We start from the raw sequence: 20,407 nt of genomic DNA, 5'->3' as shown, positions 1-20,407 counted from the left end.
CGTGACGCCCCCCGCGCGACCAAACCTCTCCACTACTCCGCGCGGATCAGAACAGGAACGTGACCACCAGGTGCGCCCGGTTGGACCCATGCTCGACGCGGGCCGTCTCGAGCCCGGAGAGCACGTAGCCCCAGTCGAAGCGAACCTGCACGTTCCGTCCCAGAATCAAATCTACCCCAAGCCCGATCGACGCCAACTGCTCATCGCGTTCAAATGCCGCCGGAGCGTTCACGTCCGTCCATCCCACGTCCGCGAAGGCCTTGAGGACGAGATCCCAGTCCGGGCGGCCGTACACCGTCTGCGGCGCAAAGCGGAAGGTTTGCCCGAACAGCCGACCCGGCTCCGGCTGGAGCCCCAGGGCGCGGGGCAGGTGGAAGCGGTACTCCGCACTGGCCAGCACGGTGCTGTCGCCGGTGACCGCCGACTCCGGGTAGCCGCGCACCGTGTACAACCCGCCCAGCACGTCCTGAACCTGCGGAATCAGCCGGTTGTTGAACGAGTGCTGCCCGCGAAAGGCGAGCACGATCTCATGCGCCAGGGTGGACGACTCGGGCGTGGTCGGGTCTTCCCACGCGGCGCGGTTGAGAAGCGGCTCCAGGAAGAATGAGTGCGTGATGTTCCACTGGAAGACCGTCCAGCGGCCATCCGGGCGCACCCGGCCCAGCCCCACGATCTCGTCATCATCGACCGACGAGAACCACTCCTGCTGAAACTCGAACATCGCCGAGGCGTGCGTGGCGAACGTCTCGCTGACGCGCTCCAGGCGTACGCCGACGTACGGCGTGATGAAGTTCTCCAGCGCGTCGATGGCGAAGCCATCGTTGCGCACGTGGTACTCGTCGAACCTGGCCCCCGCCACGAAGTCGATGAACAGTTCGCGCCGCTGGTGGATGGTCGCCGCAACTTCCGCCCCGACTGACCACGTTTCGCCGCGGAAACGGTCGTCGAACAGCCCGATCTCCGAGGCGCGGTACTGGCTCCACGAGCCGTACGCCCGCCATCGCACGTCGCCGCGGTCCGTGAGCGGCCCCTCGTACGACATCGACGCGGCGTGCGAGTCGTCAAACCCGGCCGTGGCGTAGTCGAAGGAGAGAATGTCGTCCCGGTTCGTCACCTGGTGATGCACCAGCCCCAATCGCTGACGCCAGTAGCCCGTCTGCGAGGTGCCGGTGTTGGACACCTGCGCGTAGAGCATGAGCGGCCTGTTCTCACTGATGAGGTAGTCCAGCGTCACCCCGCCCGGCTCGCCGGACGGACCAAGGGCCACATCAACGCGCCGCCCCGGATGGCGGCTGAGCCGATGGACGTACGCATCCAGCAGATCCTTGCGGATCACGTCGTAGCGATCGTCCGCCGCGGATTGACCCGCCGGCTGGATCGGGGAGTCGCGCCGGATCCGTTCGTGAACCGGGTGATTGACCCGTTCCTGCTCCGGCACGCGGTCGCCCGAGGCGATCGTGCGCACCTCAGTCACCACGCCCACCAGCACCAGGTATCGCAGCGTGGTCTCCCCGTCGGGTCGATGATCGACACCCTGCTCGTCAATCTGCTCCGGGTCTGGCGCGGCGAAGACGCTGATGAAGCTGCGCCGCCGCAGTTCGCCCACCAGGGCCTGACTGATCGCCTGCAGCGCGTCGGCCCGGAAGCGGTCCACGCCCGTCCGCCCCAGATCGGCGAAGGGGATCGCGATCACCTCCTGATCCGGCTGCGGCGCCGCGTAGGCGCCATTCACGATCGAAAGCGGCACCACGACAGCGGCCATCTGTTCGATCGTCGGCGCCGCCACGCTCTGGCGGATGTACGACAACGAGAACGCCGTCACCCGGTACTCCGGCGGCGAAGCAGCCGGATCGTCACCGCTCGATTGCCCGCCCGAGACCACAGCGGCCAACAGGCCGAGCACCGCGGCCAGGGCGGCCCGTCGTCGTCGGATGGTTCCGATGCTCCTGCACACGGTTACTCTCTCCCGGACTCGACCCGCGGGATACCGACGGTTCGACGCGCGGCGATCCGTCGCATCATGCGGACGGACCTCAGACCCGATGGATGCCGAAGAACCATTCGCTCCTGCGACGCTTCTCGTTGCTGAAAGATGATACCGGAACCGCGCCATCCGGGTGATTCCGGCAATCTGGGGAAACAAAGGGACTGGACGGACTTTATCGGTCAGGCCGGGAATCTGTCACAGGTTCCCGCCAATGTTCCCCAGATTCCCGCCGCGTCATGATCGTCTCATGCTCCCATGCCGATCATCGAGCGGGCGTTCGATCCCGTGAATCGGGGTGATCCCGCAATGCATGAGCGAAGGAGCGCGGCATGAGGCGTTTTCTTGGTCCGGCCGGATTGGGTGTCATGTTGCTGGCGAGCGGGTGCGCCTCAGTGGAAACCAGCGTCATCGAACTGGATGACCAGATCTACCTGACAACGCTGGGCCCGATCGCGTCCTCGGCTGACGCCAGGACGCGGGTGTTCTGCCTCGGCGCCGGCGACTCGCTGGGCGAGGCGCTCTTCGTTGAGCAGGTGGCCATCGCGCGGCTCGAAAAGGCGCGCGACCGACATATCGCCACGGAACTCAACGAACCGCTGACGCGCTAACCACGCCGCACGGGGATTCACGACCTACCGGGACTGACGCTTGCGCTCCTTGCCGGGGCGTTTCTTGGCCACCGTGCCGCCCTTCTGCTTGGGCTGGCCCGGCGCATTGCCCGTTGGAACAGGACCAAGCCCCTTGTCCGGCCCGCCCTTGGCGATCGACTGCGGGTTCGGGTTGATCTTCGGCGTCGTGGGTGCTGATCCGACTTTCATGCGCAACCTCCGTGCGTTTCGCGGGTGGGTGACTTCATCCTACGCGCCAGGCGCGTCGCCGCAACCTTGGGGAATGAGGTTCGCGGGCGCGACGCCCACGCCACTGGGTGGAGCCAGCACCGTCGGTGAGGCAGGACAGGCGGAAACGTCCGCCCTACCGCTTCGCCTCACTGACCACCTGGCCGTTGATGAGCACCCCGATGCAGTGCGTGGTGTACTCGAAGGGGTCACCGTCGTAGAGCGCCAGGTCGGCGTCCTTGCCCGCGGTGATCGAGCCGACGCGATCGGCCAGCCCGAGGATGCGCGCGGCGTCGATGGTGATCGCCGCCAGCGCGTGCTCATGGGCCAGCCCGTGGGCCATCGCCAGCGCCGCCTCGAAGAGCACGCACCGCGTCTTGGGCACGTAACTCTCGTAGCCGCCCTGGATGGCGAAGGGGATGCCCGCGGCGCGGAGCTTCGCCGCCGTTTCCATGCTCAGGTTCTCGGCTTCGCCAGTGGCCCGCTGCATGGTCGGGTGCAGCAGCACGGGATATCCGGAGGCCTTGATCTCATCAAGGAGCAGGTGGGCCTCGGCGCAGCCGTCGAGCACGAGATTGAACTGAAACTCCTGCGCCAGCCGGATGGCGTTCATGATGTCCTGCGCCCGGTGCGCGGTGATGAGCATGGGGCGCTCACGCTGGAGTACCGAGGCCAGCACCTCCAGCTTCAGGTCGCGCCCGCCGCCCCGGCCGGGTCTGCGGTCGTCCCCCTCGTTCTTGTCGTCCGCGTCATCGGCGTCAGGCGTTTCGCCTCGCTCGCGTTTCTGCACGTATTCGCGGGCCTTGATGAGTTCGGCGCGGAGCATGGCCATCATCTTGCCGCGCGTACCGGGCGAGCTGCTTCCCTGCTTGCGGGCGCTCTCGCCCAGCGTGGCGGCGACCATGGCGCCGTCGCGCACCAATGCCTGCTCCATCGTCTCCCCGGTGAGTTTCACGATGATCGTCTGTCCGGAAATCAGTTCGCCAGGCGCGTGCCCGGTGTGAATGGCCGTCACGCCGAACGACCGCAGCCATTCGATCAATCGTTCCTGCGCGTTGTAGGCGTCGCTGGCCCGCAGGTCGGGCTGAATCGGCGACGATGACTCCAACTGGTCCTGGTCATGCTCGTAGTTGAACTGACCCGCCAGCCCAACCACCGACCGCGCGTCTATCAGTCCGGGCGTCACCACCGCCGCCTCGATGACGCGGTACCCCTGGGGCACGCGCACCTGCGAGGCCGGACCGACTTGGGCGATCCTGCCGTCGCGGATGATGACGACGCCGTCCTTGATCGCGGGCCCGTCCATGGTGTGGACCGTGCCGCCCCGGACGGCGATCTGCGCCCCGGCATGAAGGGAGACGAGGCACACCCCGATCGCGGCGGCGCCTCGAACCAATCGACGAATCCCGCCTTGCATCCGGATGCGGCTCATTGGTCCGACTCCCCATCCTTGAGCTGCTGACAGCACAGGTAGTACTCGCGGTCGTTGCCGGCGCCCTTGCCGCCCACGGCGTACAGGTGATCCTTCGGGTCGCTTCGGTCAAAGACCTTGACGCCCTCCACGTACGTCTCCAGCACCATCGAGTAGACGCTCAGCGGGTCGCCGCTGAGGATGATGAAGTCCGCGTCCTTGCCCGGCTCGAGCGTACCGATCCGGTCGCCCAGGTCGAGCATCTTCGCCCCTTCGATCGTGAGCGCCCTGAGCGCCGCCTCGCGCGACATGCCGGCCCGCACGCCGAGAGCGGCCATGCGGCGGAAGACGCGCGAATCGGTGATCCAGTCGTCGGTGTGGAACGCCACCGACACCCCCGCCTTCTCCAGCACGCCGCCCGTCTCGAAGATCAGGTTGATCGCCTCGAGTTTGCCGCCCGGTGAATCAACCAGGATGATCGAGCAGGGCGCGCCCGCGGCGGCGATCTCCTCGGCCACCTTCCATCCCTCGCTCACGTGGTGCAGCACCACGCGGAAGCCGAACTCCTTCGACAGCCGCAGCACCGTCATGATGTCATCGTGCCGGTGCGTGTGGTGGTGGACGATGCGGGCGCCTTCCAGCACCTCGACCAGCGCCTCCATGCCGATGTCGCGCGGCGGCATCTTGGCGGGATCGCCCCCCGCGCGAGCCACCTTGTCGCGGTATTCCTGGGCCTTGACGAACGTTTCGCGCACGAGCGCGGCGGCCTTGCCCCGCGTGCCCGGCCAGGGGGCGCTGCGCATGGGGTTGGTGCCGTTGGCCATCTTCATGCCGCCCATCGGCTGGCCCTCGGCATCCAGGTAGAACAGGTCGTCGATGGTGTCGGCCTCGCGCAGTTTCACGTACACGGTCTGCCCGCTCATCAGGTGCCCGGAGCCGGGCATGATGTTCAGGGTGGTCAGACCACCCGCCAGGGCCCGCTTGAAACCGGGGTCGCGCACATTGATGGAGTCGTAAATGCGCACATCCGGCTGAATGGGCCGCGATCCATCCGCCCCGCCGATGCCCCCGATGTGGCTGTGCGTACACACCAGTCCCGGCATGATGACGCGGCCCCCGGCGTCAATCCGCTGGGCGCCGGCCGGAATCACCACCTGATCCGACGGACCCACGGCGAGAATCTTGCCGTCATCCACCACCAGCGTGCCCTTCTCGATCTCCGGTCCGGCGATCGGAATGATGGTGGCGTTGATGTACGCCCGCGGCGGGCCGTCATCGACGGCTGCCGCAGGTTCGGCCAGCGCAGCGACTGCGACGAGAGAAACCAGAAGTGACAACGTCATGGGAGCGTCCGTGGAAGTAGCGAATGCCTGGCGCCTGGCGCCGATCACCTCCCGCACTTCAATACACCGAGTTGGGGAAATAGTACTCCTTCGCGTTCTCCGGCGTGATGAGCTCGACATCGAGAATCAGGTGCTTGGGCATGAACTGACTCACCTGTTTCTGCTTGCCGTCGCGCAGCGACGCCACGCACAGGTGAATGCCGGCGCCGATCATGGAGGGCGGATAGGTGATGTCCGCGGGGTACAGGGGATCCTTCTCCATGACGCGCTTGACGATGTCCTTCATCCCCGCGCCGCCGAGAATCCACATTTCGTTGGCGCGTCCCGCCTCGCGGATGGCCCGTTCGCAGCCGAGCGCCATGTCGTCATCGCTCGCCCACACGGCGTCGATCTTCTTGAACTGGGCCAGGTATGACTGCATGACTTCCAGCGCCTTCTGCTGGTTCCACATGCCGGGCTGCGCCGCGAGCACCTTGATGTCGGGGTACCTGTTGAAGACGGCCATGGCCGCCTCGTAGCGATCGGTGTCCACGGTGCTGGGGATGCCCCGCAGAATCACGATCTGCCCCTTGCCTCCCAGTCGTTCGACCATGTACTCCGCGCTCCGGCGTCCGAAGGCCTTGTTGTCGCCTTCGAGAAAGATGTCGGCCACGGGCTCGAGGAAGCCGCGATCGACGTTGACAATGTAGATCCCGCGCTGTTTGGCCTTCTTGGCCACCGGGGTGATCGGAGCGCTCTCCGTGGCCAGCACGACAAGACCCGTCACGCCGCGGGCCATCATGTCCTCGATGTCGGCGATCTGCTTCTCAGGATTCTGCGCCGTGGCGTAGACCCATTCGATATCCGGGTACATCCGCATCACCTGCTGCGCCCACCAGCCGATGCCCGCCGTCCACCCGTGATCGGCGGCTGGCACCGACACGCCGATGCGAACTCTGGCGGGCTGAGCGCCTGGCTCGGGCGTGGGGGCCGGAACCGGCTCGGTGGAGCGGGCCATCGGCAGGGCCAGCAGGGCCGCCGCGCCCAATGAAGCGAGAATCGAGGTCAGCCGTCGCATGGTCATCTCCTTCTCAGTTCCTCTCGGCGCGCTGCGCCAGCACCGCGACGATGATGATCGTGCCCTTGACGAGCCCCTGCAGGTACACGCTCACCTGCAGCATGTTGAGCATGTTACCAATGACGCCCAGAATCAGCACCCCCACGATGGTGCCGAAGATGGTGCCCGAGCCGCCCCGCATGCGCGTGCCGCCGATCACCACCGCCGCAATCACGTCCAGTTCGTACATGATGCCGGTCTGGGCGCTGGAGACGGAGTTCATGCGTGACGCCAGCAGCAGGCCCGCCAGCCCGGTGCAGAAGCCGACGAGCGTGTAGGTCAGCCACTTCACCCGCGACACGGTGATGGCGGAGTAGACCGCCGCCCGCTCGTTGCAGCCGATCGCCGTGACGTACCGCCCGTACCGCGTGCGGTTGAGCACCACCCAGCCAACGATGGCCGCCGCCGCGAAAACCAGAACCGGCCAGGGGACGAGCAGAGGCACGGGCTCCGGAGCGTTGGGGGCGATGTTCGTGCCCGGAATCGGGATCCCCCCCTGTCCGATGGCGCCGAACAGTTCCCGGCTGGCGGAGCGGTACTCGCCCCCGTCCGCCATCGCCAGCGACAGCGACCTGAACGCGGCCAACCCGCCCAGCGTGGCGATGAACGGCGCGAGTTTCCCCTTGGCGACCAGAACGCCGTTGAACAGTCCGGCCAGGGTGCCGGCGAGCAGCATGACGATGAAGGCCGCCGCCACGCTCCACGCCTCGCTGCCGCCCACGCCCAGCATCATCCACACGCCCGCCCACCACGCGGTGAACCTCGATGGCGCGTTGAACGGCTCGAACAACCCCTCCTGGCGGGCCTTGAGCGTCTCCTCCCACAGCGCGACGGTCTCCGGAGCGCCGATCATCGAGTTGAGCGTGACGATCCCCAGCCCCCCCACCAGCGCCACCAGCGAGCCAACCGAGAGATCGATCCCGCCCAGGGTGATGACGAACGTCATGCCAATGGCGATGATGCCGACGAACGACCACTGACGCAGGATGTTGATCAGGTTCTCGGGACGCAGGAAGGCGTCGCTGAACGTGGCCGTGAACGCCACCAGCAGCCCCAGCGCGACCAGCGGGGCGAGCCACGGGGGGATGAACTCCGTCCACCTGCGCCGGATCGCGCCCCGCTGTGTCGCTGATTCGCTCACGCCGCGACCTCCTTCGACGCGTTCGACGCCTTCGCCTCGCCTCCCTCCACCCCTGCCGCCAGATGCATCACCTGTTCCTCCGTGGCGGATGGTCCGTCAAGAACGTTCACGATGCGCCCGGCCCGCATGACCGCGATGCGGTGGCACACGCCCAGCAGCTCCGGCAGTTCAGACGAGATGAACACGCACGCCCGGCCCTGTCTGGCCAAGTCGCGGATCAACTCGTAGATCTCCTTCTTCGCCCCGATGTCCACTCCTCGCGTGGGCTCGTCGAGAATCAGCACGTCAGGCGACATTTCAAGCCACTTGGCGATGGCCACCTTCTGCTGGTTGCCGCCCGAGAGCGTGCGCACGGCCCGCCGGATCGGTCCGCATCGGATGCCCAGCCGCCGCACATGCTCGCGCGCGGCGCGGGCCTCCATGCTCCGGCGGATCAGCGGACGGCAATACGCACGAAGAGATACCAGCGTGATGTTCTCCGCCACGCCCATGTCGAGCGTCAGACCACGGCCCTTGCGATCCTCGGACAGGTAGGCGATGCCCTGCCGCAGCGCGTCGCGCGGCGAGCGGATGACGATCGGCCTCCCATTCCGCTCCACCGTGCCGGATCGCATCGGACGCAGCCCGGCGACGGCCTCGGCCAGTTCCGTGCGCCCCGCGCCGATCAGACCGGCGAAGCCCAGAATCTCACCCCGGCGCACCTCGAACGTCGCGCCTTCGACCCAACCGGGCACCGTGACGTCGCTCGCCCGCAGGGCGACCTCACGCCCAGCCGGCTCGCGCGCCGGGTAATAGTCCTTCATTTCGCGTCCCACCATGAGCCGTGCCAGGTCCGACTCGGTGGCGTCGGCGGCGTCGATCGTGGTCACGAGCCGCCCGTCGCGCAGCACGGTGACTCGGTCGCACACCCGCAGCACCTCGGGCAGGATGTGCGAAATGTAGAGGATCGTGACGCCCTGCGACTTGAGCTGCGCGATGAGGTCGAAGAGCGAGGCCGTCTCGCGCTCCGTCAGCACCGCGGTCGGCTCATCCATGATGAGAATCGAGGCCTCTACCGAAAGGGCTTTGGCGATCTCCACGAGCTGCTGCTCGGCGATGGAGAGCGCGCGGACCTTGCGACGCGGATCGACGGTTGAGCGCACGCGGGCCAGCAGTTGACGCGCCGCGTCGCGCTGCGCGGAGGCCGCCACCAGTCCGCCGCGCGTGTGCTCGCGCCCCAGGAAGATGTTGTCCGCGACCGAGAGTTCATCCACCAGGTTGAGTTCCTGGTGGATCATGGCGATGCCGCGCTGCTGGGCGTCGTGGGGCGAGCGCAGCTGCACCTCCTCGCCGCGCAGCAGGACGTGGCCGTGTGTGGGCCGCTCGACGCCCGAGAGAATCTTCATCAGCGTGCTCTTGCCGGCCCCGTTCTCGCCGATGACGCCCCGCACCTCGCCCGGCGTGATCGAGAGCGACACGCCGTCGAGCGCCCGCACGGCGGGGTACACCTTCACGAGGTCGCGGACCTCGATGATCGACGGCGCGGCGATCCTGGCGGTGGATGACACGGGCGCGATGCTCCAATGGGGCCGACCATCCTACCGGAACCGGAGCGACGGGTGGAGATGAAACCCCGTGCGCCGTGGACGGTGTCGCCAACGGCGCGCGGAATCTTCGTTTCACCGGTCCTTGCAAGAACAACGCACCGCCCGGGCAGGCGGTGCGTGCTGTTCATGATCGAATGACCACGGTTCAGGACGCGGCCGGCTCCGAGCCGGATTCTGTGTTTGCCGTCTCGACGGGCTGCTCCGACTTCGCCTCGGTCGCGGCGCCCTTGCGGAGCTTGGCGGCGTAGGCGGCGCGGCGATTGGCGATGGCCCGACGGGTGGACTTGCGCCCGCCCACCTGGGGGCCTTCCTCGCGTCCGACGAGCTGCAGCAGTACGTAATCCGCGCCGTCGCCGAGCCGATGGGCGTCCAGTTTCACGATGCGGGTGTAGCCGCCGTCGCGATCGCGGAACATGGGCGCGACCTTGGTCATGATGTGCTGGATGAGCCGGGGGCCCTTCTTGAGTTCGCCATAGCGGTTGAACTTGATGTCCTCCGCCGCGGGAAGATCGAACCAGGCGTTCTCCTTGTGCTCATCCTTCACGTTGGGGTCGGCGACCCAGGCGTGAATGACGCGGTCGTTGAGACGGCTCTCCAGTTCGCGCCGGGCGGCGAGCGTGCCGCGCTTGGCGATGGTGATCAGGCGCTCAACAAAGGGCTGCACCGCCCTGGCCTTGGGCAGGGTGGTGCGGATCTCGCCGTGCTCGAACAGCCCGGCGGCGAGATTGCGGAACATCGCGGTGCGATGCTCGCTGTCCTTGTTGAGTCGTCGTCCGTTGATTCGGTGTCGCATGGTGGGTTCCCCCTTCCGGGGATGGTCGACGCGCTGCGGAGCGCGGCGGGATCAGGCGGTCGGTTGAGCGGGCGCGTAGCCCTCGGGCAGCTTCATGCCCAGGTGAAGCCCCAGTTCCTCGAGTTTCTTGACGACTTCGCGCAGCGACGTCTTGCCGAACGAGCGATAGGTGAGCAGCTCGGCCTCGGTCTTCTGCACCAGGTCGGCCACGGTGCGCAGCTGGGCGGAGGCCAGGCAGTTGGTCGCACGCACCGAAAGATCCATGTCCGCCAGCACCATGTTGAGCTTGCGGATGAGCTCCTCGTCCACGCCGGCGGCGGCGCGGGCCTCGGCGGACACGGTGGCGTCGCCCATCTCGAAGTACTGCACGAACGGGTTGAGGTGCTTGCGCAGGATCTTCGAGGCCTCGACCAGGGCCATTTCCGGGGTGATCGTCCCGTCGGTCCAGATGTCGAGGATCAGCTTGTCGTAGTTGGTCTTCTGGCCCACGCGCGTGTCCTCGGTCTTGTAGCGCACGCGCTGCACGGGCGAGTAGATGGCGTCGATGGGGATTTCGCCGATCACCTGGTCGTCATGACGCGAATACTGCTCGCTGGCGGGCACGTAGCCGCGGCCCCTGGCCACGGTGAACTCGATCTCGATGTCGCGCTCGCTGGTCAGGGTGCAGATGACCAGCTCGGGGTTGTGAATGGTGATCGCGGTGTCGGCCTCGATCAGGTCCGCCGTCACTTCGCCGGGCCCGGTGGCGGCCAGCCGCATGGTCTTGGGCTCGTCGCTGTCCATGCTCACGACGAGGTTCTTGATGTTGAGGATGATGTCGGTGGCGTCCTCCATCACGCCTGGCAGCGTGGAGAACTCGTGGGTCACACCGGTGATCTTGACCTTGGTGACCGCGGCGCCTTCCAGCGACGAGAGCAGAATGCGACGAAGCGAGTTGCCCACCGTGGTGCCGAACCCGCGCTCGAAGGGTTCGGCCGTGAATCGGCCGAACGTCCTGGTGAGCGACTTGCGGTCCACTTCCACCCGGGCGGGCAGTTCCAGTCCGCGCCATCGAACATGCATGACATTCACTCCAGACGTGCAGCATTGCCGAACACGGCGCCGCGGGGGAACGGATGCAACGCCGATGCTGCTGCGACACTCGGCGGCCCCTGCTGTCCCGCGGGAAACGATCTTGAAAGGCGGTTGACTCTCGGCTCCTGGTTCTGGCCGGAAGTTTCCCGATCAGGTCTCACTCAGCACTCACGACCCAGCCCTCGGCGCTTCTCGCCAGCCGCTCACACGCGGCGCCGCTTGGGAGCGCGGCAGCCGTTGTGCGGAATGGGCGTGTGATCCTCCACGGCGGTCACGCGAAGCCCGTTGTGCTCGAGCCCGGTGATGGCGCTCTCGCGCCCGCTGCCGGGGCCCTTCACCCGCACTTCCACCTCGCGCATGCCCAGTCGCTTGGCCTTGGACGCCACGCGCTCTGCGGCGCGGGTGGCGGCGAATGGCGTGCTCTTGCGGGCGCCTTTGAAGCCCATCGACCCGCCCGAGTCGCAGCACAGCGCCTCACCGTTCATGTCGGTGATGGTGATGATGGTGTTGTTGAAGGTCGCCTTCACGTGGGCGATTCCCTTCAAGACGTTCTTGCGGACTTTCTTCTTCTTCGCCATGACTGTGCCTGACTCTGTTGCCTCGATTTCTGGACGCCTCGATGCCTACTTCATCAACCCTTCACGCCCTTCTTGCCGGCCACGGTCTTCTTGCGGCCCTTGCGCGTGCGGGCGTTGGTGCGGGTGCGCTGCCCGCGGACGGGCAGGCCCTTGCGATGCCGCTCGCCCCGGTAGCACCGGATGTCGCGCAGCCGCTGGATGTTCTGCGACACCTGGCGACGCAGCGCGCCTTCCACGATGTACCCGGAGTCGATGATCTGCGCGATCGTCGAGACTTCCTGGTCCGACAGCGTGTTGGCGCGCCGGTCGGGATCAATGGCGGCCTCCGCCAGGATGTTGTCCGCGAACTTTGGCCCGATGCCGTAGATGTACTGCAGGGCGTAGCGGATCTTCTTCTTCTCGGGAATGTCGATGCCGGCGATACGTGGCATGTCTGCGTTTCCTTCAACCGGCCCGCGGGACGGGCGCGGCCATCCTCAACCCTGGCGCTGCTTCAGACGCGGGTTCTTCTTGTTGATCACGAACAGCTTGCCCTTCCGACGGATGATCTGGCAATCCTTCGTGCGTCGCTTGATGCTGCTTCGAACCTTCATCGTTGCTGTCCTGCCTTGCGCGAATGCCTACTTGCGGAAAATGATGCGGCCCTTGGTCAGGTCGTAGGGGCTGAGCTCCACGGTCACCCGGTCTCCCGGCAGGATGCGGATGAAGAACTTCCGCATCTTGCCGCTCACGTAGGCCAGAATCTCCTGATTGTTCTCCAGGCGCACCCGGAACTTCGCGTCCGGCAGCGCCTCGGTGACCTCGGCCTCAAGCGTGATCTTGTCTTCTTTCGCCATACGATCCCTGTTGGCCGCCTCACCGACCGTCGGTCAGAACATCCGCGCCTCGTGGTGTGACTGCGATTGTATGCTCGACGTGGCACGCGGGCAGCCGATCCGCCGTCACCACCGTCCAACCGTCCTCCAGCGTCACCGGCGAGGGGTTTCCCAGCGTCAGCATGGGCTCCACGGCCAGCGTCATCCCCACCTCCAGGTCAAAGTCATGCCAGCGGGTGAACGCGCGGTTGACGTAGGCCGGCGCCTGGGGCAGCTCGTGAAGCACCCGGCCGATGCCGTGACCCACGAACTCCCGCACCACGCCGAACCCGGCGCTGTCGGCCAGCCCCTGCATGATCCGGGCCACTTCGCTCCAGCGGCGGCCCGGTCGAATCGCCTCGATCGCCTCCGCCAGCACCTCGCGGGTCACCCGGACCAGTTTCTCCACCGGGCGCGACACCGGGCCCACCGGCACCGTCACCGCCGCGTCGGCGCACCAGCCGTTGAGCCGCACGCCGCAATCAACCGTAACGATGTCTCCGTCGCACAGCACCCGGGCGCCGGGAATGCCATGCACGATCTCCTCATTGACCGACACGCAGACATCGCCGGGAAACCCCTCCCCGGCGCGGTAGGTGGGGTAGTTGCGAAAGAGCCCATCGCCTCCCGACGCCTGGATGACGCGGCAGGCCGCCTCGTTGACGTCGCCGGTGGTGGCGCCGCACACGCAGGCCCGCGAGGCGGCCTCCAGGGCGCGTCGCACGACGCGTCCCGCCGCCCGCATCGACTCGATCTGGGCGGGCGACTTGAACTCCGGTCCGGGGCGGTCTGTTTGACGGGGGCGGCGTGAACGACCGAACCAGCGTGAACCCGACCGGGCGCGCGCCGGAAGCGCCGGCTCCGCCGGGACGGCGCCGCGACCGTCATTCACCAGCGTTCGCGCCATGACGCCCATGTCAGCCGCGCCTCCCGCGGACCTTGCCGCCGGTGCCCAGGAAGCCCTGGTAGTTGCGCATGAGCAGATTGGCCTCGATGCGCTGCACCAGGTCCAGCCCCACCGCGACCACGATGAGCAGTCCCGTCCCGCCGAGGAACGACGCGACGTTGAACGGAATGTTCATGCGGGTGGAGACGAGTTCGGGAATGATGGCGATGATCGCCAGGAAGCCGGCGCCGACGTAGGTGATGCGTTCCATCACCGATTCGAGGTACTCCGCCGTACGCGGCCCGGGGCGCAGGCCGGGGATGAAACTCCCGTGATCCTTGAGCTGCTTGGCCATGTCCTCCGGGCTGAACTGGATCGTCGTCCAGAGGTAGCTGAACACGTAGATCAGAATGATCTGGCAGAGAATGTACGGGAACGATCCCATTTCGAAACTGCTGGCCAGGAGTCCCGTCAGCCATTGCCACCAGCCCGGCGCCCCGGAGCCCGACGCCTGCCCGGCGAGCATGCCGAAGGCGACGGAGGGGATCACCATGAGCGAACTGGCGAAGATGATGGGCATCACGCCCGCGTGGTTGACGCGCAGGGGCAGGTAGTGCTTCTGCCCGCCGAACACGCGACGCCCGCGGGTGTGCTTGGCCTGCTGGATGGGAATGCGCCGCTGGGCGACGGTCAGCAGCACCGCACCGGCGACAACGCCCACGAACGCCGCCGCGAGGAAGAGCACTTCGCCCAGCCCGATGGCGGACTCATCGGCGGCATTGGCGGGATCCCAGCGGTTCGCCAGGTACAGGATGGCGTCCGGCATGCGCGAAATGATGCCCGCGGTGAGAATCAGCGACACGCCGTTGCCGATGCCGTACTTGTCGATCTGCTCACCCAGCCACATCAGGAACATGCTGCCGGCGGTCAGACCCGTCAGCCCGGCCAGAAAGACGATGAGAACGCCTCCCCGGGTGCTGATCATCTCGGCGTTGAGCAGGCCGGTGGCCCGCAGATACTGCATCCACATGAACCCCTGGATCAGGCACAGCCCCACGGTGGCGTAGCGCGTCCATTCCTGGATCTTCTGCTGCCCCGTCGCCCCCTCCTGCTTCAGCCGCTGCAGCGCCGGGATGGCGCTCTGGAAGAGCTGGAAAATGATGGCCGCCGTGATGTACGGCATGATGCCCAGCCCGAAGATGGTGGACTGTCCGAAATCGCCCCCGGTGAAGATGGATGTGTAGTTGAGGAACGCCCCGAAGGCGGACCCGGACTCCCGCGCGTTGGCCGCCGCCTCCGCCAGCGCCGTCTGATCGACGCCGGGGAGGGGTACGAAGAAGCCGACGCGGTACACCACCAGCATCGCCAGGGTGAACAGCACCTTCTTGCGAAGATCGGCAATCTTGAAGATGTTGAGGAATGCCTGCAGCATGGAATCTTCTTGGGGATCAGCCGGCGGCCTTCTCGCCGGTCGCCGCCGGGCGACGCTCCAGCACCGTGGCGGTGCCGCCGGCCTTCTCGATCTTGTCGCGAGCGCTGGCTGAGAACCTCGCCGCCGTCACCGTCAGCTTCTTGGTCAGGTCGCCCTCGCCAAGCACCTTGACCGGCTCGGCGGCGTCACGGATCAGGCGCGCCTTGAAAAGCGCGGCGGCGTCCACCACGTCGCCCGCCTTGAAGTGCTTCTCCAGAACGTGGAGATTCACCACCGCGAACTCCTTGCGGAATGGCGCATTGGTGAACCCGCGCTTGGGCAGCCGACGGAAGAGCTCCATCTGCCCACCCTCGAAGTGGGGGCGATAGGTCCAGCCGGAGCGTGACTTGGCGCCCTTGTGCCCGCGACCGGAGGTCTTGCCCAGGCCGCTGGCCTCGCCGCGACCCACGCGCTTGCGGGGCTTCTTGCGGCCGACCTGTTCGGTAATCTCGTGAATCATCATGGCGGATGCTCTTTCACCGATCGCCCGCGCCGGTGCCGACGCGGGATCATGCCTGTTCGTGGGAGACGACGCTTACTCGGCGGCGACCTCCGCGCCGGTCGACTCGTCCGCGCCCTCGGCGCCGCGCCGCGATCGTCCGCGACCGCCGCGCTCCCCGCCTCGACCGCCTCCCTTGCGGGTGCGTTCACCGACGCGGTTGACGGGGGCTTCGGCCTTCTCCCCGCCGCTTCGGGCGGGCATGAAGGCGGCGCCCTTCTCGATGGCCTCCTCGATGGCGGACTTGCCCAGATCCTGACCGCGCAGTTCGGCGACCGTGTCCTTGGATCGAAGCTGCGACAGCCCATCCAGCGCCGCCTTCACCAGGTTCTTGGGGTTGGACGACCCGTACACCTTGGTCAGGCAGTCCTGAACGCCCAGCATTTCGAGCACCGCCCGAACCGCGGCCCCGGCGATGACGCCCGTGCCAGGCGAGGCCGGCACCAGGCGCACCGAACTGGCGCTGAAGCGGCCTTCCACCGTGTGGGGAAGCGTGCGACCCTGCAGCGGATAGCGCCGGGTCTTGCGACGCGCCTCCTTCTGCGCCTTTTCGATGGCGTTGGGCACCTGGTTGGCCTTGGCGTAGCCGATGCCCACGCGCCCGTTGCGGTCGCCCACCACCACCAGCGCGCTGAAGCTGAAGCGCCGGCCGCCCTTGACGGTGGCGGACGTGCGGTACACGCCCACCGTCGTCGATTCAAACTCGGAAACCTCGTCGATCACGTCAACCATGGTGCTTGCTCTTTTCCTGTGAGCGGGCGGTTCAGAACTGCAGGCCCGCCTCGCGGGCGGCGTCGGCGATGGCCTTCACGCGTCCGTGGTAGCGGTAGCCGTTGCGGTCGAAGACGACGGCGGTGACGCCCGCCTCCCTGGCGCGCTGCGCCAGTCGCTTGCCGACCTCCGACGCGCCGCCCTTGTTGCTGCCCTTGACCTTGGCGCCCTTCTCGTTGGTGGAGGCGGACACGAGCGTGCGCCCTTCCAGATCGTTGACGATCTGGGCGTACATGTGCTTGAGCGAGCGATAGACGGTCAGCCGCGGACGCGCCGGCGTGCCGAAGATGGTCTTGCGCAGGCCGCGCTTGCGGCGGGTGCGTCGTTGCTGTCTGACAATCGCGTTCTTCATGATGCCTTGTTCCTTCCGTCGCGTCATCCCCCGCGGCGCGGGGGACGGGATCACGCGCCGAACGCCTTGCCCTGCTTCCGCTGGATGACTTCGTTGGCGTACTTGATGCCCTTGCCGTTGTAGGGCTCCGGCTTGCGCTTGGAGCGGATCTCCGCCGCGAACTGCCCCACCGCCTGATCGTCGTGGCCGGAGATGGTGATGACGTTGTTCTCCACCGTACAGGCGACGCCCGGGGGCAGCGGCAGCTCGATGGGGTTGCAGTAGCCCACGGCGAGCGTCAGGCCCTTGGGCGTCACCCTGGCGGACCAACCCACGCCGATCACTTCCAGCTTGCGCGAGTAGCCGCTGGTCACGCCCTGCACGATGCTCTGCATGCGGGCGCGCGTGGTGCCCCAGTAGGCCTTGGCGCGTCCGTCCTCGAGCTTCGACTCGGGCACGGAGCAGGTGAGGGCGCGTTTGCTCTCGTCCCACTGCACGGTGACCTCGGGTCGGTAGGTGAACGAGTTCTTGCCCTTGGGCCCGTCAAAGGCGACGGTGCGCCTGGCCGGGTCGTGCGCCACCTTCACGTTGGCGGGCACCTGGATGGGAAGTTTGCCGATGCGGGACATGACTGAATCCTCTGATTCGATCGCTGTGACGGACGCCTCTCAGGTGACGATGGCGACCACTTCGCCGCCCACGCGCTCGGTGCGGCACTTGCGGTCGCTCATCACGCCGCGCGAGGTGGAGACGATGGCCACGCCCAGCCCCTGCAGGGGACGGGGCAGGTCGTCCACGCCCTTGTAGACGCGGCAGCCGGGCTTGGAGAAGCGGTCGATGGTGTTGATCAGCGCCTCGCCGCGCGGGCCGTACTTCAGATGCACCTCGAGGATGCCCTGGCGACCGTCGTCGATGACGTGGTACGACTCCACGTAGCCCTCATCCACAAGCACCTGGGCCACGCCGCGGTTGAGCTTGCTGTTAAGGCACTTGACGCGCTTGGCGCGGTTGCGGACCGCGTTGCGGATGCGCGTGAGCAGGTCGGCGGTGACGTCGTTCAATGACATGCGGAGAAACTCCCGATCAACTCCGGGTCCATGAGAGACCCAACTCGCTTCGACTCACCAGCTGGCCTTTCGCATGCCCGGCACCATGCCGCGCAGCGCCAGCTCGCGCAGCACGATGCGGCTGACGCGGAACTTGCGGTACACGCCCCGCGCCCGACCCGTGATCTCGCAGCGATTGCGATGGCGGGTGGAGAACTTGGGCTTCTGCTTCATCCGGGCGAAGACACGTTTGCTGGCCATGCATCATCCTTCCTGGGCTCGCGGCGACGCGCCGCGGGCGAACGAACCGAATCCTCTTACTTTTCGTCCTTGCGCACGAACGGCACGCCCAGCTCCCGGAGCACGAAGCGGCTCATGTCGGGCGTGGAGTTCTCGAAGACGATGTTGATGTTCATGCCGTGCGTGAAGTTCACGTTGGCCATGTTGATCTCGGGCCACACCGCCTGCTCGCTGAGCCCGATCGAGTACGAACCCTGCCGGTCGAAGGCGGTGTCCTTGAGTCCGCGGAAGTCCTTGATGCGGGGCACCGCCAGGTGGATCAGCCGATCCAGGAAGTGCCACATGCGGTCGCCTCGCAGGGTCACCATGAACCCGCTGGGCGCGCCCTCGCGCACCTTGAAGTTGGCCACCGACTTCTTGGCGACCAGCATGACCGGCTTCTGTCCAGTGATGGTGCTCAGGGTGGAGATCACCGCGTCGCGGATCTCGGGCTTGAGCTTCTGGTTCTCCAGCTGCTTGCCCACGCCGACGTTCACCACGATCTTGGTGAGGCGCGGCATCTGATGCGCGTTGGACAGCTTGAACTGGGTCAGCGTCTTCTTCGCGACCTCGCCCTTGTACAGGGCCTTCAACCGGGGTGTCTGCTTCGCTTGAGCGACCATGGATCATCTCTTTCCGACGGAGACCTGGCGGGGTCTCAGGACTTCTTGCTCGGGCCTCGCAGGGTGTGGAGTTCAGCCCCGTTCCGGGCCGCGACGCGGACCTTGGCGCCGTCCGGCCTGGTGACGAAACGCACACGGGTGGGCTTGCCGTCCACGACCGGGCTGACGTTGGAAATGTGGATGGGCATCTCCTTTCGGATGACGCCGCCCTGCGGATTGGTCTGGCTGGGCTTGACGTGCCGCGAGCGGATGTTGACGCCCTTCACCACGACCCGGTTGCTCTTGGTGAGCACGTGCAGCACCTCGCCGACCGTGTTGCGGTCGTTGCCGGCGGTGACGATCACCTGGTCGCCCTTCTTGACGTGACGGGCCATGTCAGACCACCTCCGATGCCAGAGACACGATCTTCATGTAGTTGCGCTCGCGCAGTTCGCGGGCCACCGCCCCGAAGATGCGCGTGCCCTTGGGGTTGCCCTCGGCGTCGATGAGCACGCAGGCGTTCGTGTCAAAGCGGACGTACGAGCCGTCGTCCCGGCGCGTGGGGTACTTGGTCCGCACGATCACGGCCTTGACCTTGTCGCCGGCCTTGATGTCCGAGTTGGGCAGGGCCTTCTTGACCGAGCACACGATGGTGTCGCCCACCCCCGCCGCCTTGCGGGTGTAGCGTCCGCGGCCGGTGGAGCCGCCCAGCACGCCGATCACGTAGGCGATCTTGGCGCCGCTGTTGTCGGCCACGTCGAGTCGGGTCTCCTTCTGAATCATCGCTGGCCCTCCTCGCTCTCGGCGCCGTAGCCGCCGGCGGTGGTGACGTGGGTGCCCACGTCCTCCGGCGCCGCCTCAACGACGCGCAGGAGCACCCACGACTTGGTCTTGGAAATGGGTCGGCACTCGGCGATCTCCACCCGGTCGCCCACCTTGCTCACGTTGTGCTCGTCATGCACGTGAAGCACGGTGCGTCGGCGCACGTACTTGCCGTACTTGGGGTGCTTGACGGCGTAGGGGATGGACACCGTGCGCGTCTTGTCGCGCCGCGCGGAATCCACCACGCCCACGCGGCGCGGCGCCTTGTCCGATACCTTGATCTCTTTCAGGTGGCTCACGACGTCATCCCTGCCTTCGCCCGCTTCCGCGCCGAGTGCTCGGTGAGCAGGCGGGCCATGTGCTTGCGGATCTTGCCGAACTGCGACGTGTCCTCGATCTTCTCGGTGACGGCCTGGCTGCGCAGGTCGAACAGCCGCTTCCGCGCGTCGGTCACCTCGAGGATCAGATCCTCGTCGCTCATTTTCCTGATGTTCTTCGCCTTCTTGGCCATGGAACCAGTTCCTCGATCAAATCAGACCGCCAGACGCCGACCCACGAAGCGGCACTTCACGGGCATCTTGTGGGCCACGCGGGCCAGGGCCTGCTTGGCCACGTTCTCGGGCACGCCGCTCACCTCGAACAGCATGGTGCCGGGCTTGACGCGGGCGGCCCAGAAGTCCGTCTCCGCCTTGCCCTTGCCCATTCGAGTCTCCAGCGGCTTCTTGGAGATGGGCTTGTCGGGGAAGACGCGGATGAACACCACGCCCTGACGGCGCAGATAGTGCTGGCAGGCGATGCGGCCCGCTTCCAGCTGGCGCGCCGACACCCAGTGCGCCTCCAGCGACTGCAGGCCGAAGTCGCCGAACGCGACGTAGTTTCCGCGCGTCGCCTTGCCGCGCAGCTTGCCGCGCTGCTGCTTGCGGAACTTCACTCGTTTGGGCATCCGAGGCATCGAACCAGACTCCTTCGAACTTGCTCAACGTCCCGCGACCAACCGCCCG

The 20,407-nt window shown here is 66.8% G+C and carries 28 protein-coding genes; 1 reads left to right on the top strand and 27 read right to left on the bottom strand.

Annotation, left to right across the window (positions count from 1 at the left end; all coding sequences use genetic code 11):
- Positions 1-46: 46 nt before the first annotated feature.
- Positions 47-1,954, bottom strand: a complete 1,908-nt coding sequence (locus tag HRU76_09000; GenBank protein QOJ17710.1) for a ShlB/FhaC/HecB family hemolysin secretion/activation protein — start codon at positions 1,952-1,954, stop codon at positions 47-49.
- A gap of 362 nt (positions 1,955-2,316) precedes the next feature.
- Here HRU76_09000 and HRU76_08995 point away from each other — a divergent pair, with 362 nt between their 5' ends.
- The gene (locus tag HRU76_08995; GenBank protein QOJ17709.1) at positions 2,317-2,595 is read left to right on the top strand and encodes a hypothetical protein; all 279 of its coding nucleotides are present in this window, start codon (positions 2,317-2,319) and stop codon (positions 2,593-2,595) included.
- 24 nt (positions 2,596-2,619) lie between these two features.
- On the opposite strand, the gene HRU76_08990 is transcribed toward HRU76_08995, so the two are convergent.
- The 26 genes from HRU76_08990 to rplP form a co-directional block, all read right to left on the bottom strand.
- Positions 2,620-2,805, bottom strand: coding sequence for a hypothetical protein (locus HRU76_08990; GenBank protein ID QOJ17708.1), 186 nt, complete (start codon positions 2,803-2,805; stop codon positions 2,620-2,622).
- A 154-nt stretch (positions 2,806-2,959) separates the two neighbouring features.
- A complete protein-coding gene (locus tag HRU76_08985; protein QOJ19152.1) occupies positions 2,960-4,240 on the bottom strand; it encodes an amidohydrolase family protein in 1,281 nt (426 codons plus the stop codon).
- A gap of 11 nt (positions 4,241-4,251) precedes the next feature.
- Entirely contained in the window at positions 4,252-5,577 is a 1,326-nt protein-coding gene (locus tag HRU76_08980) for an amidohydrolase family protein (protein QOJ17707.1), read from the bottom strand.
- Positions 5,578-5,635: 58 nt separating this feature from the next.
- Entirely contained in the window at positions 5,636-6,634 is a 999-nt protein-coding gene (locus HRU76_08975) for an ABC transporter substrate-binding protein (protein ID QOJ17706.1), read from the bottom strand.
- 13 nt (positions 6,635-6,647) lie between these two features.
- Positions 6,648-7,784 carry an ABC transporter permease gene (locus HRU76_08970; GenBank protein QOJ19151.1) on the bottom strand — a complete coding sequence of 379 codons (1,137 nt, stop codon included), beginning with the start codon at positions 7,782-7,784 and terminating at the stop codon, positions 6,648-6,650.
- Positions 7,785-7,810: 26 nt separating this feature from the next.
- Entirely contained in the window at positions 7,811-9,361 is a 1,551-nt protein-coding gene (locus tag HRU76_08965; GenBank protein ID QOJ17705.1) for a sugar ABC transporter ATP-binding protein, read from the bottom strand.
- A 184-nt stretch (positions 9,362-9,545) separates the two neighbouring features.
- On the bottom strand, positions 9,546-10,193 hold the full coding sequence (gene rplQ / locus HRU76_08960) for a 50S ribosomal protein L17 (protein ID QOJ17704.1): 648 nt from the start codon (positions 10,191-10,193) through the stop codon (positions 9,546-9,548).
- 51 nt (positions 10,194-10,244) lie between these two features.
- Entirely contained in the window at positions 10,245-11,255 is a 1,011-nt protein-coding gene (locus HRU76_08955; protein ID QOJ17703.1) for a DNA-directed RNA polymerase subunit alpha, read from the bottom strand.
- 215 nt (positions 11,256-11,470) lie between these two features.
- The gene (rpsK, locus tag HRU76_08950; GenBank protein ID QOJ17702.1) at positions 11,471-11,845 is read right to left on the bottom strand and encodes a 30S ribosomal protein S11; all 375 of its coding nucleotides are present in this window, start codon (positions 11,843-11,845) and stop codon (positions 11,471-11,473) included.
- A gap of 53 nt (positions 11,846-11,898) precedes the next feature.
- A complete protein-coding gene (gene rpsM / locus HRU76_08945; GenBank protein ID QOJ17701.1) occupies positions 11,899-12,276 on the bottom strand; it encodes a 30S ribosomal protein S13 in 378 nt (125 codons plus the stop codon).
- 45 nt (positions 12,277-12,321) lie between these two features.
- Entirely contained in the window at positions 12,322-12,438 is a 117-nt protein-coding gene (gene rpmJ, locus HRU76_08940) for a 50S ribosomal protein L36 (protein QOJ17700.1), read from the bottom strand.
- Between the two features lie 27 nt (positions 12,439-12,465).
- A complete protein-coding gene (gene infA, locus HRU76_08935; protein QOJ17699.1) occupies positions 12,466-12,681 on the bottom strand; it encodes a translation initiation factor IF-1 in 216 nt (71 codons plus the stop codon).
- Between the two features lie 19 nt (positions 12,682-12,700).
- Positions 12,701-13,606 carry a type I methionyl aminopeptidase gene (gene map / locus HRU76_08930; protein QOJ17698.1) on the bottom strand — a complete coding sequence of 302 codons (906 nt, stop codon included), beginning with the start codon at positions 13,604-13,606 and terminating at the stop codon, positions 12,701-12,703.
- A gap of 10 nt (positions 13,607-13,616) precedes the next feature.
- On the bottom strand, positions 13,617-15,017 hold the full coding sequence (gene secY, locus HRU76_08925; GenBank protein QOJ17697.1) for a preprotein translocase subunit SecY: 1,401 nt from the start codon (positions 15,015-15,017) through the stop codon (positions 13,617-13,619).
- Between the two features lie 16 nt (positions 15,018-15,033).
- Positions 15,034-15,519: a 50S ribosomal protein L15 gene (gene rplO, locus HRU76_08920; GenBank protein ID QOJ17696.1), complete on the bottom strand. Its 486-nt coding sequence runs from the start codon at positions 15,517-15,519 to the stop codon at positions 15,034-15,036.
- A 72-nt stretch (positions 15,520-15,591) separates the two neighbouring features.
- Positions 15,592-16,287 carry a 30S ribosomal protein S5 gene (gene rpsE / locus HRU76_08915; protein ID QOJ17695.1) on the bottom strand — a complete coding sequence of 232 codons (696 nt, stop codon included), beginning with the start codon at positions 16,285-16,287 and terminating at the stop codon, positions 15,592-15,594.
- Between the two features lie 31 nt (positions 16,288-16,318).
- Complete coding sequence (locus HRU76_08910; GenBank protein ID QOJ17694.1) at positions 16,319-16,678, bottom strand: 50S ribosomal protein L18; 360 nt, start codon at positions 16,676-16,678, stop codon at positions 16,319-16,321.
- A 50-nt stretch (positions 16,679-16,728) separates the two neighbouring features.
- The gene (rplF, locus tag HRU76_08905; protein ID QOJ17693.1) at positions 16,729-17,286 is read right to left on the bottom strand and encodes a 50S ribosomal protein L6; all 558 of its coding nucleotides are present in this window, start codon (positions 17,284-17,286) and stop codon (positions 16,729-16,731) included.
- Between the two features lie 39 nt (positions 17,287-17,325).
- The gene (gene rpsH / locus HRU76_08900; protein ID QOJ17692.1) at positions 17,326-17,724 is read right to left on the bottom strand and encodes a 30S ribosomal protein S8; all 399 of its coding nucleotides are present in this window, start codon (positions 17,722-17,724) and stop codon (positions 17,326-17,328) included.
- Between the two features lie 54 nt (positions 17,725-17,778).
- Positions 17,779-17,964 (bottom strand): type Z 30S ribosomal protein S14, encoded by a 186-nt coding sequence (locus HRU76_08895; GenBank protein QOJ17691.1) that lies wholly within the window; start codon positions 17,962-17,964, stop codon positions 17,779-17,781.
- A 56-nt stretch (positions 17,965-18,020) separates the two neighbouring features.
- Entirely contained in the window at positions 18,021-18,605 is a 585-nt protein-coding gene (gene rplE, locus HRU76_08890) for a 50S ribosomal protein L5 (protein ID QOJ17690.1), read from the bottom strand.
- 35 nt (positions 18,606-18,640) lie between these two features.
- Positions 18,641-18,979: a 50S ribosomal protein L24 gene (gene rplX / locus HRU76_08885; protein ID QOJ17689.1), complete on the bottom strand. Its 339-nt coding sequence runs from the start codon at positions 18,977-18,979 to the stop codon at positions 18,641-18,643.
- Position 18,980: 1 nt separating this feature from the next.
- Positions 18,981-19,367, bottom strand: coding sequence for a 50S ribosomal protein L14 (gene rplN, locus HRU76_08880; GenBank protein ID QOJ17688.1), 387 nt, complete (start codon positions 19,365-19,367; stop codon positions 18,981-18,983).
- Positions 19,364-19,687: a 30S ribosomal protein S17 gene (gene rpsQ, locus HRU76_08875; GenBank protein QOJ19150.1), complete on the bottom strand. Its 324-nt coding sequence runs from the start codon at positions 19,685-19,687 to the stop codon at positions 19,364-19,366. The genes rplN and rpsQ overlap by 4 nt, the downstream gene beginning before the upstream one ends.
- Before the next feature lie 14 nt (positions 19,688-19,701).
- Positions 19,702-19,917: a 50S ribosomal protein L29 gene (gene rpmC, locus HRU76_08870; protein QOJ17687.1), complete on the bottom strand. Its 216-nt coding sequence runs from the start codon at positions 19,915-19,917 to the stop codon at positions 19,702-19,704.
- Between the two features lie 21 nt (positions 19,918-19,938).
- Entirely contained in the window at positions 19,939-20,358 is a 420-nt protein-coding gene (gene rplP, locus HRU76_08865) for a 50S ribosomal protein L16 (protein QOJ17686.1), read from the bottom strand.
- Between the last annotated feature and the right edge of the window lie 49 nt (positions 20,359-20,407).

This window comes from Phycisphaeraceae bacterium (assembly GCA_015709595.1).
Taxonomy (GTDB): Bacteria; Planctomycetota; Phycisphaerae; order Phycisphaerales; family SM1A02; genus CAADGA01.
This window is presented reverse-complemented; position numbering and strand designations above follow the sequence as displayed.

Excerpts from the sequence above, each read along its gene's own strand:
- rplX (QOJ17689.1), bottom strand. The coding sequence starts at position 18,979 with ATGGCCCGTCACGTCAAGAAGGGCGACCAGGTGATCGTCACCGCCGGC.
- rpmJ (QOJ17700.1), bottom strand. The coding sequence starts at position 12,438 with ATGAAGGTTCGAAGCAGCATCAAGCGACGCACGAAGGATTGCCAGATC.
- rplE (QOJ17690.1), bottom strand. The coding sequence starts at position 18,605 with ATGGTCGCTCAAGCGAAGCAGACACCCCGGTTGAAGGCCCTGTACAAG.
- rpmC (QOJ17687.1), bottom strand. The coding sequence starts at position 19,917 with ATGGCCAAGAAGGCGAAGAACATCAGGAAAATGAGCGACGAGGATCTG.
- rpsK (QOJ17702.1), bottom strand. The coding sequence starts at position 11,845 with ATGGCGAAGAAGAAGAAAGTCCGCAAGAACGTCTTGAAGGGAATCGCC.
- rpsH (QOJ17692.1), bottom strand. The coding sequence starts at position 17,724 with ATGTCATTGAACGACGTCACCGCCGACCTGCTCACGCGCATCCGCAAC.
- rplP (QOJ17686.1), bottom strand. The coding sequence starts at position 20,358 with ATGCCTCGGATGCCCAAACGAGTGAAGTTCCGCAAGCAGCAGCGCGGC.
- HRU76_08975 (QOJ17706.1), bottom strand. The coding sequence starts at position 6,634 with ATGCGACGGCTGACCTCGATTCTCGCTTCATTGGGCGCGGCGGCCCTG.
- HRU76_08995 (QOJ17709.1), top strand. The coding sequence starts at position 2,317 with ATGAGGCGTTTTCTTGGTCCGGCCGGATTGGGTGTCATGTTGCTGGCG.
- rplQ (QOJ17704.1), bottom strand. The coding sequence starts at position 10,193 with ATGCGACACCGAATCAACGGACGACGACTCAACAAGGACAGCGAGCAT.
- HRU76_08985 (QOJ19152.1), bottom strand. The coding sequence starts at position 4,240 with ATGCAAGGCGGGATTCGTCGATTGGTTCGAGGCGCCGCCGCGATCGGG.
- HRU76_08895 (QOJ17691.1), bottom strand. The coding sequence starts at position 17,964 with ATGGCCAGCAAACGTGTCTTCGCCCGGATGAAGCAGAAGCCCAAGTTC.
- rpsM (QOJ17701.1), bottom strand. The coding sequence starts at position 12,276 with ATGCCACGTATCGCCGGCATCGACATTCCCGAGAAGAAGAAGATCCGC.
- HRU76_08980 (QOJ17707.1), bottom strand. The coding sequence starts at position 5,577 with ATGACGTTGTCACTTCTGGTTTCTCTCGTCGCAGTCGCTGCGCTGGCC.
- HRU76_08990 (QOJ17708.1), bottom strand. The coding sequence starts at position 2,805 with ATGAAAGTCGGATCAGCACCCACGACGCCGAAGATCAACCCGAACCCG.
- HRU76_08955 (QOJ17703.1), bottom strand. The coding sequence starts at position 11,255 with ATGCATGTTCGATGGCGCGGACTGGAACTGCCCGCCCGGGTGGAAGTG.
- HRU76_08910 (QOJ17694.1), bottom strand. The coding sequence starts at position 16,678 with ATGAAGAACGCGATTGTCAGACAGCAACGACGCACCCGCCGCAAGCGC.
- rpsE (QOJ17695.1), bottom strand. The coding sequence starts at position 16,287 with ATGGTTGACGTGATCGACGAGGTTTCCGAGTTTGAATCGACGACGGTG.
- rplF (QOJ17693.1), bottom strand. The coding sequence starts at position 17,286 with ATGTCCCGCATCGGCAAACTTCCCATCCAGGTGCCCGCCAACGTGAAG.
- map (QOJ17698.1), bottom strand. The coding sequence starts at position 13,606 with ATGGCGCGAACGCTGGTGAATGACGGTCGCGGCGCCGTCCCGGCGGAG.
- infA (QOJ17699.1), bottom strand. The coding sequence starts at position 12,681 with ATGGCGAAAGAAGACAAGATCACGCTTGAGGCCGAGGTCACCGAGGCG.
- rplN (QOJ17688.1), bottom strand. The coding sequence starts at position 19,367 with ATGATTCAGAAGGAGACCCGACTCGACGTGGCCGACAACAGCGGCGCC.
- secY (QOJ17697.1), bottom strand. The coding sequence starts at position 15,017 with ATGCTGCAGGCATTCCTCAACATCTTCAAGATTGCCGATCTTCGCAAG.
- rplO (QOJ17696.1), bottom strand. The coding sequence starts at position 15,519 with ATGATGATTCACGAGATTACCGAACAGGTCGGCCGCAAGAAGCCCCGC.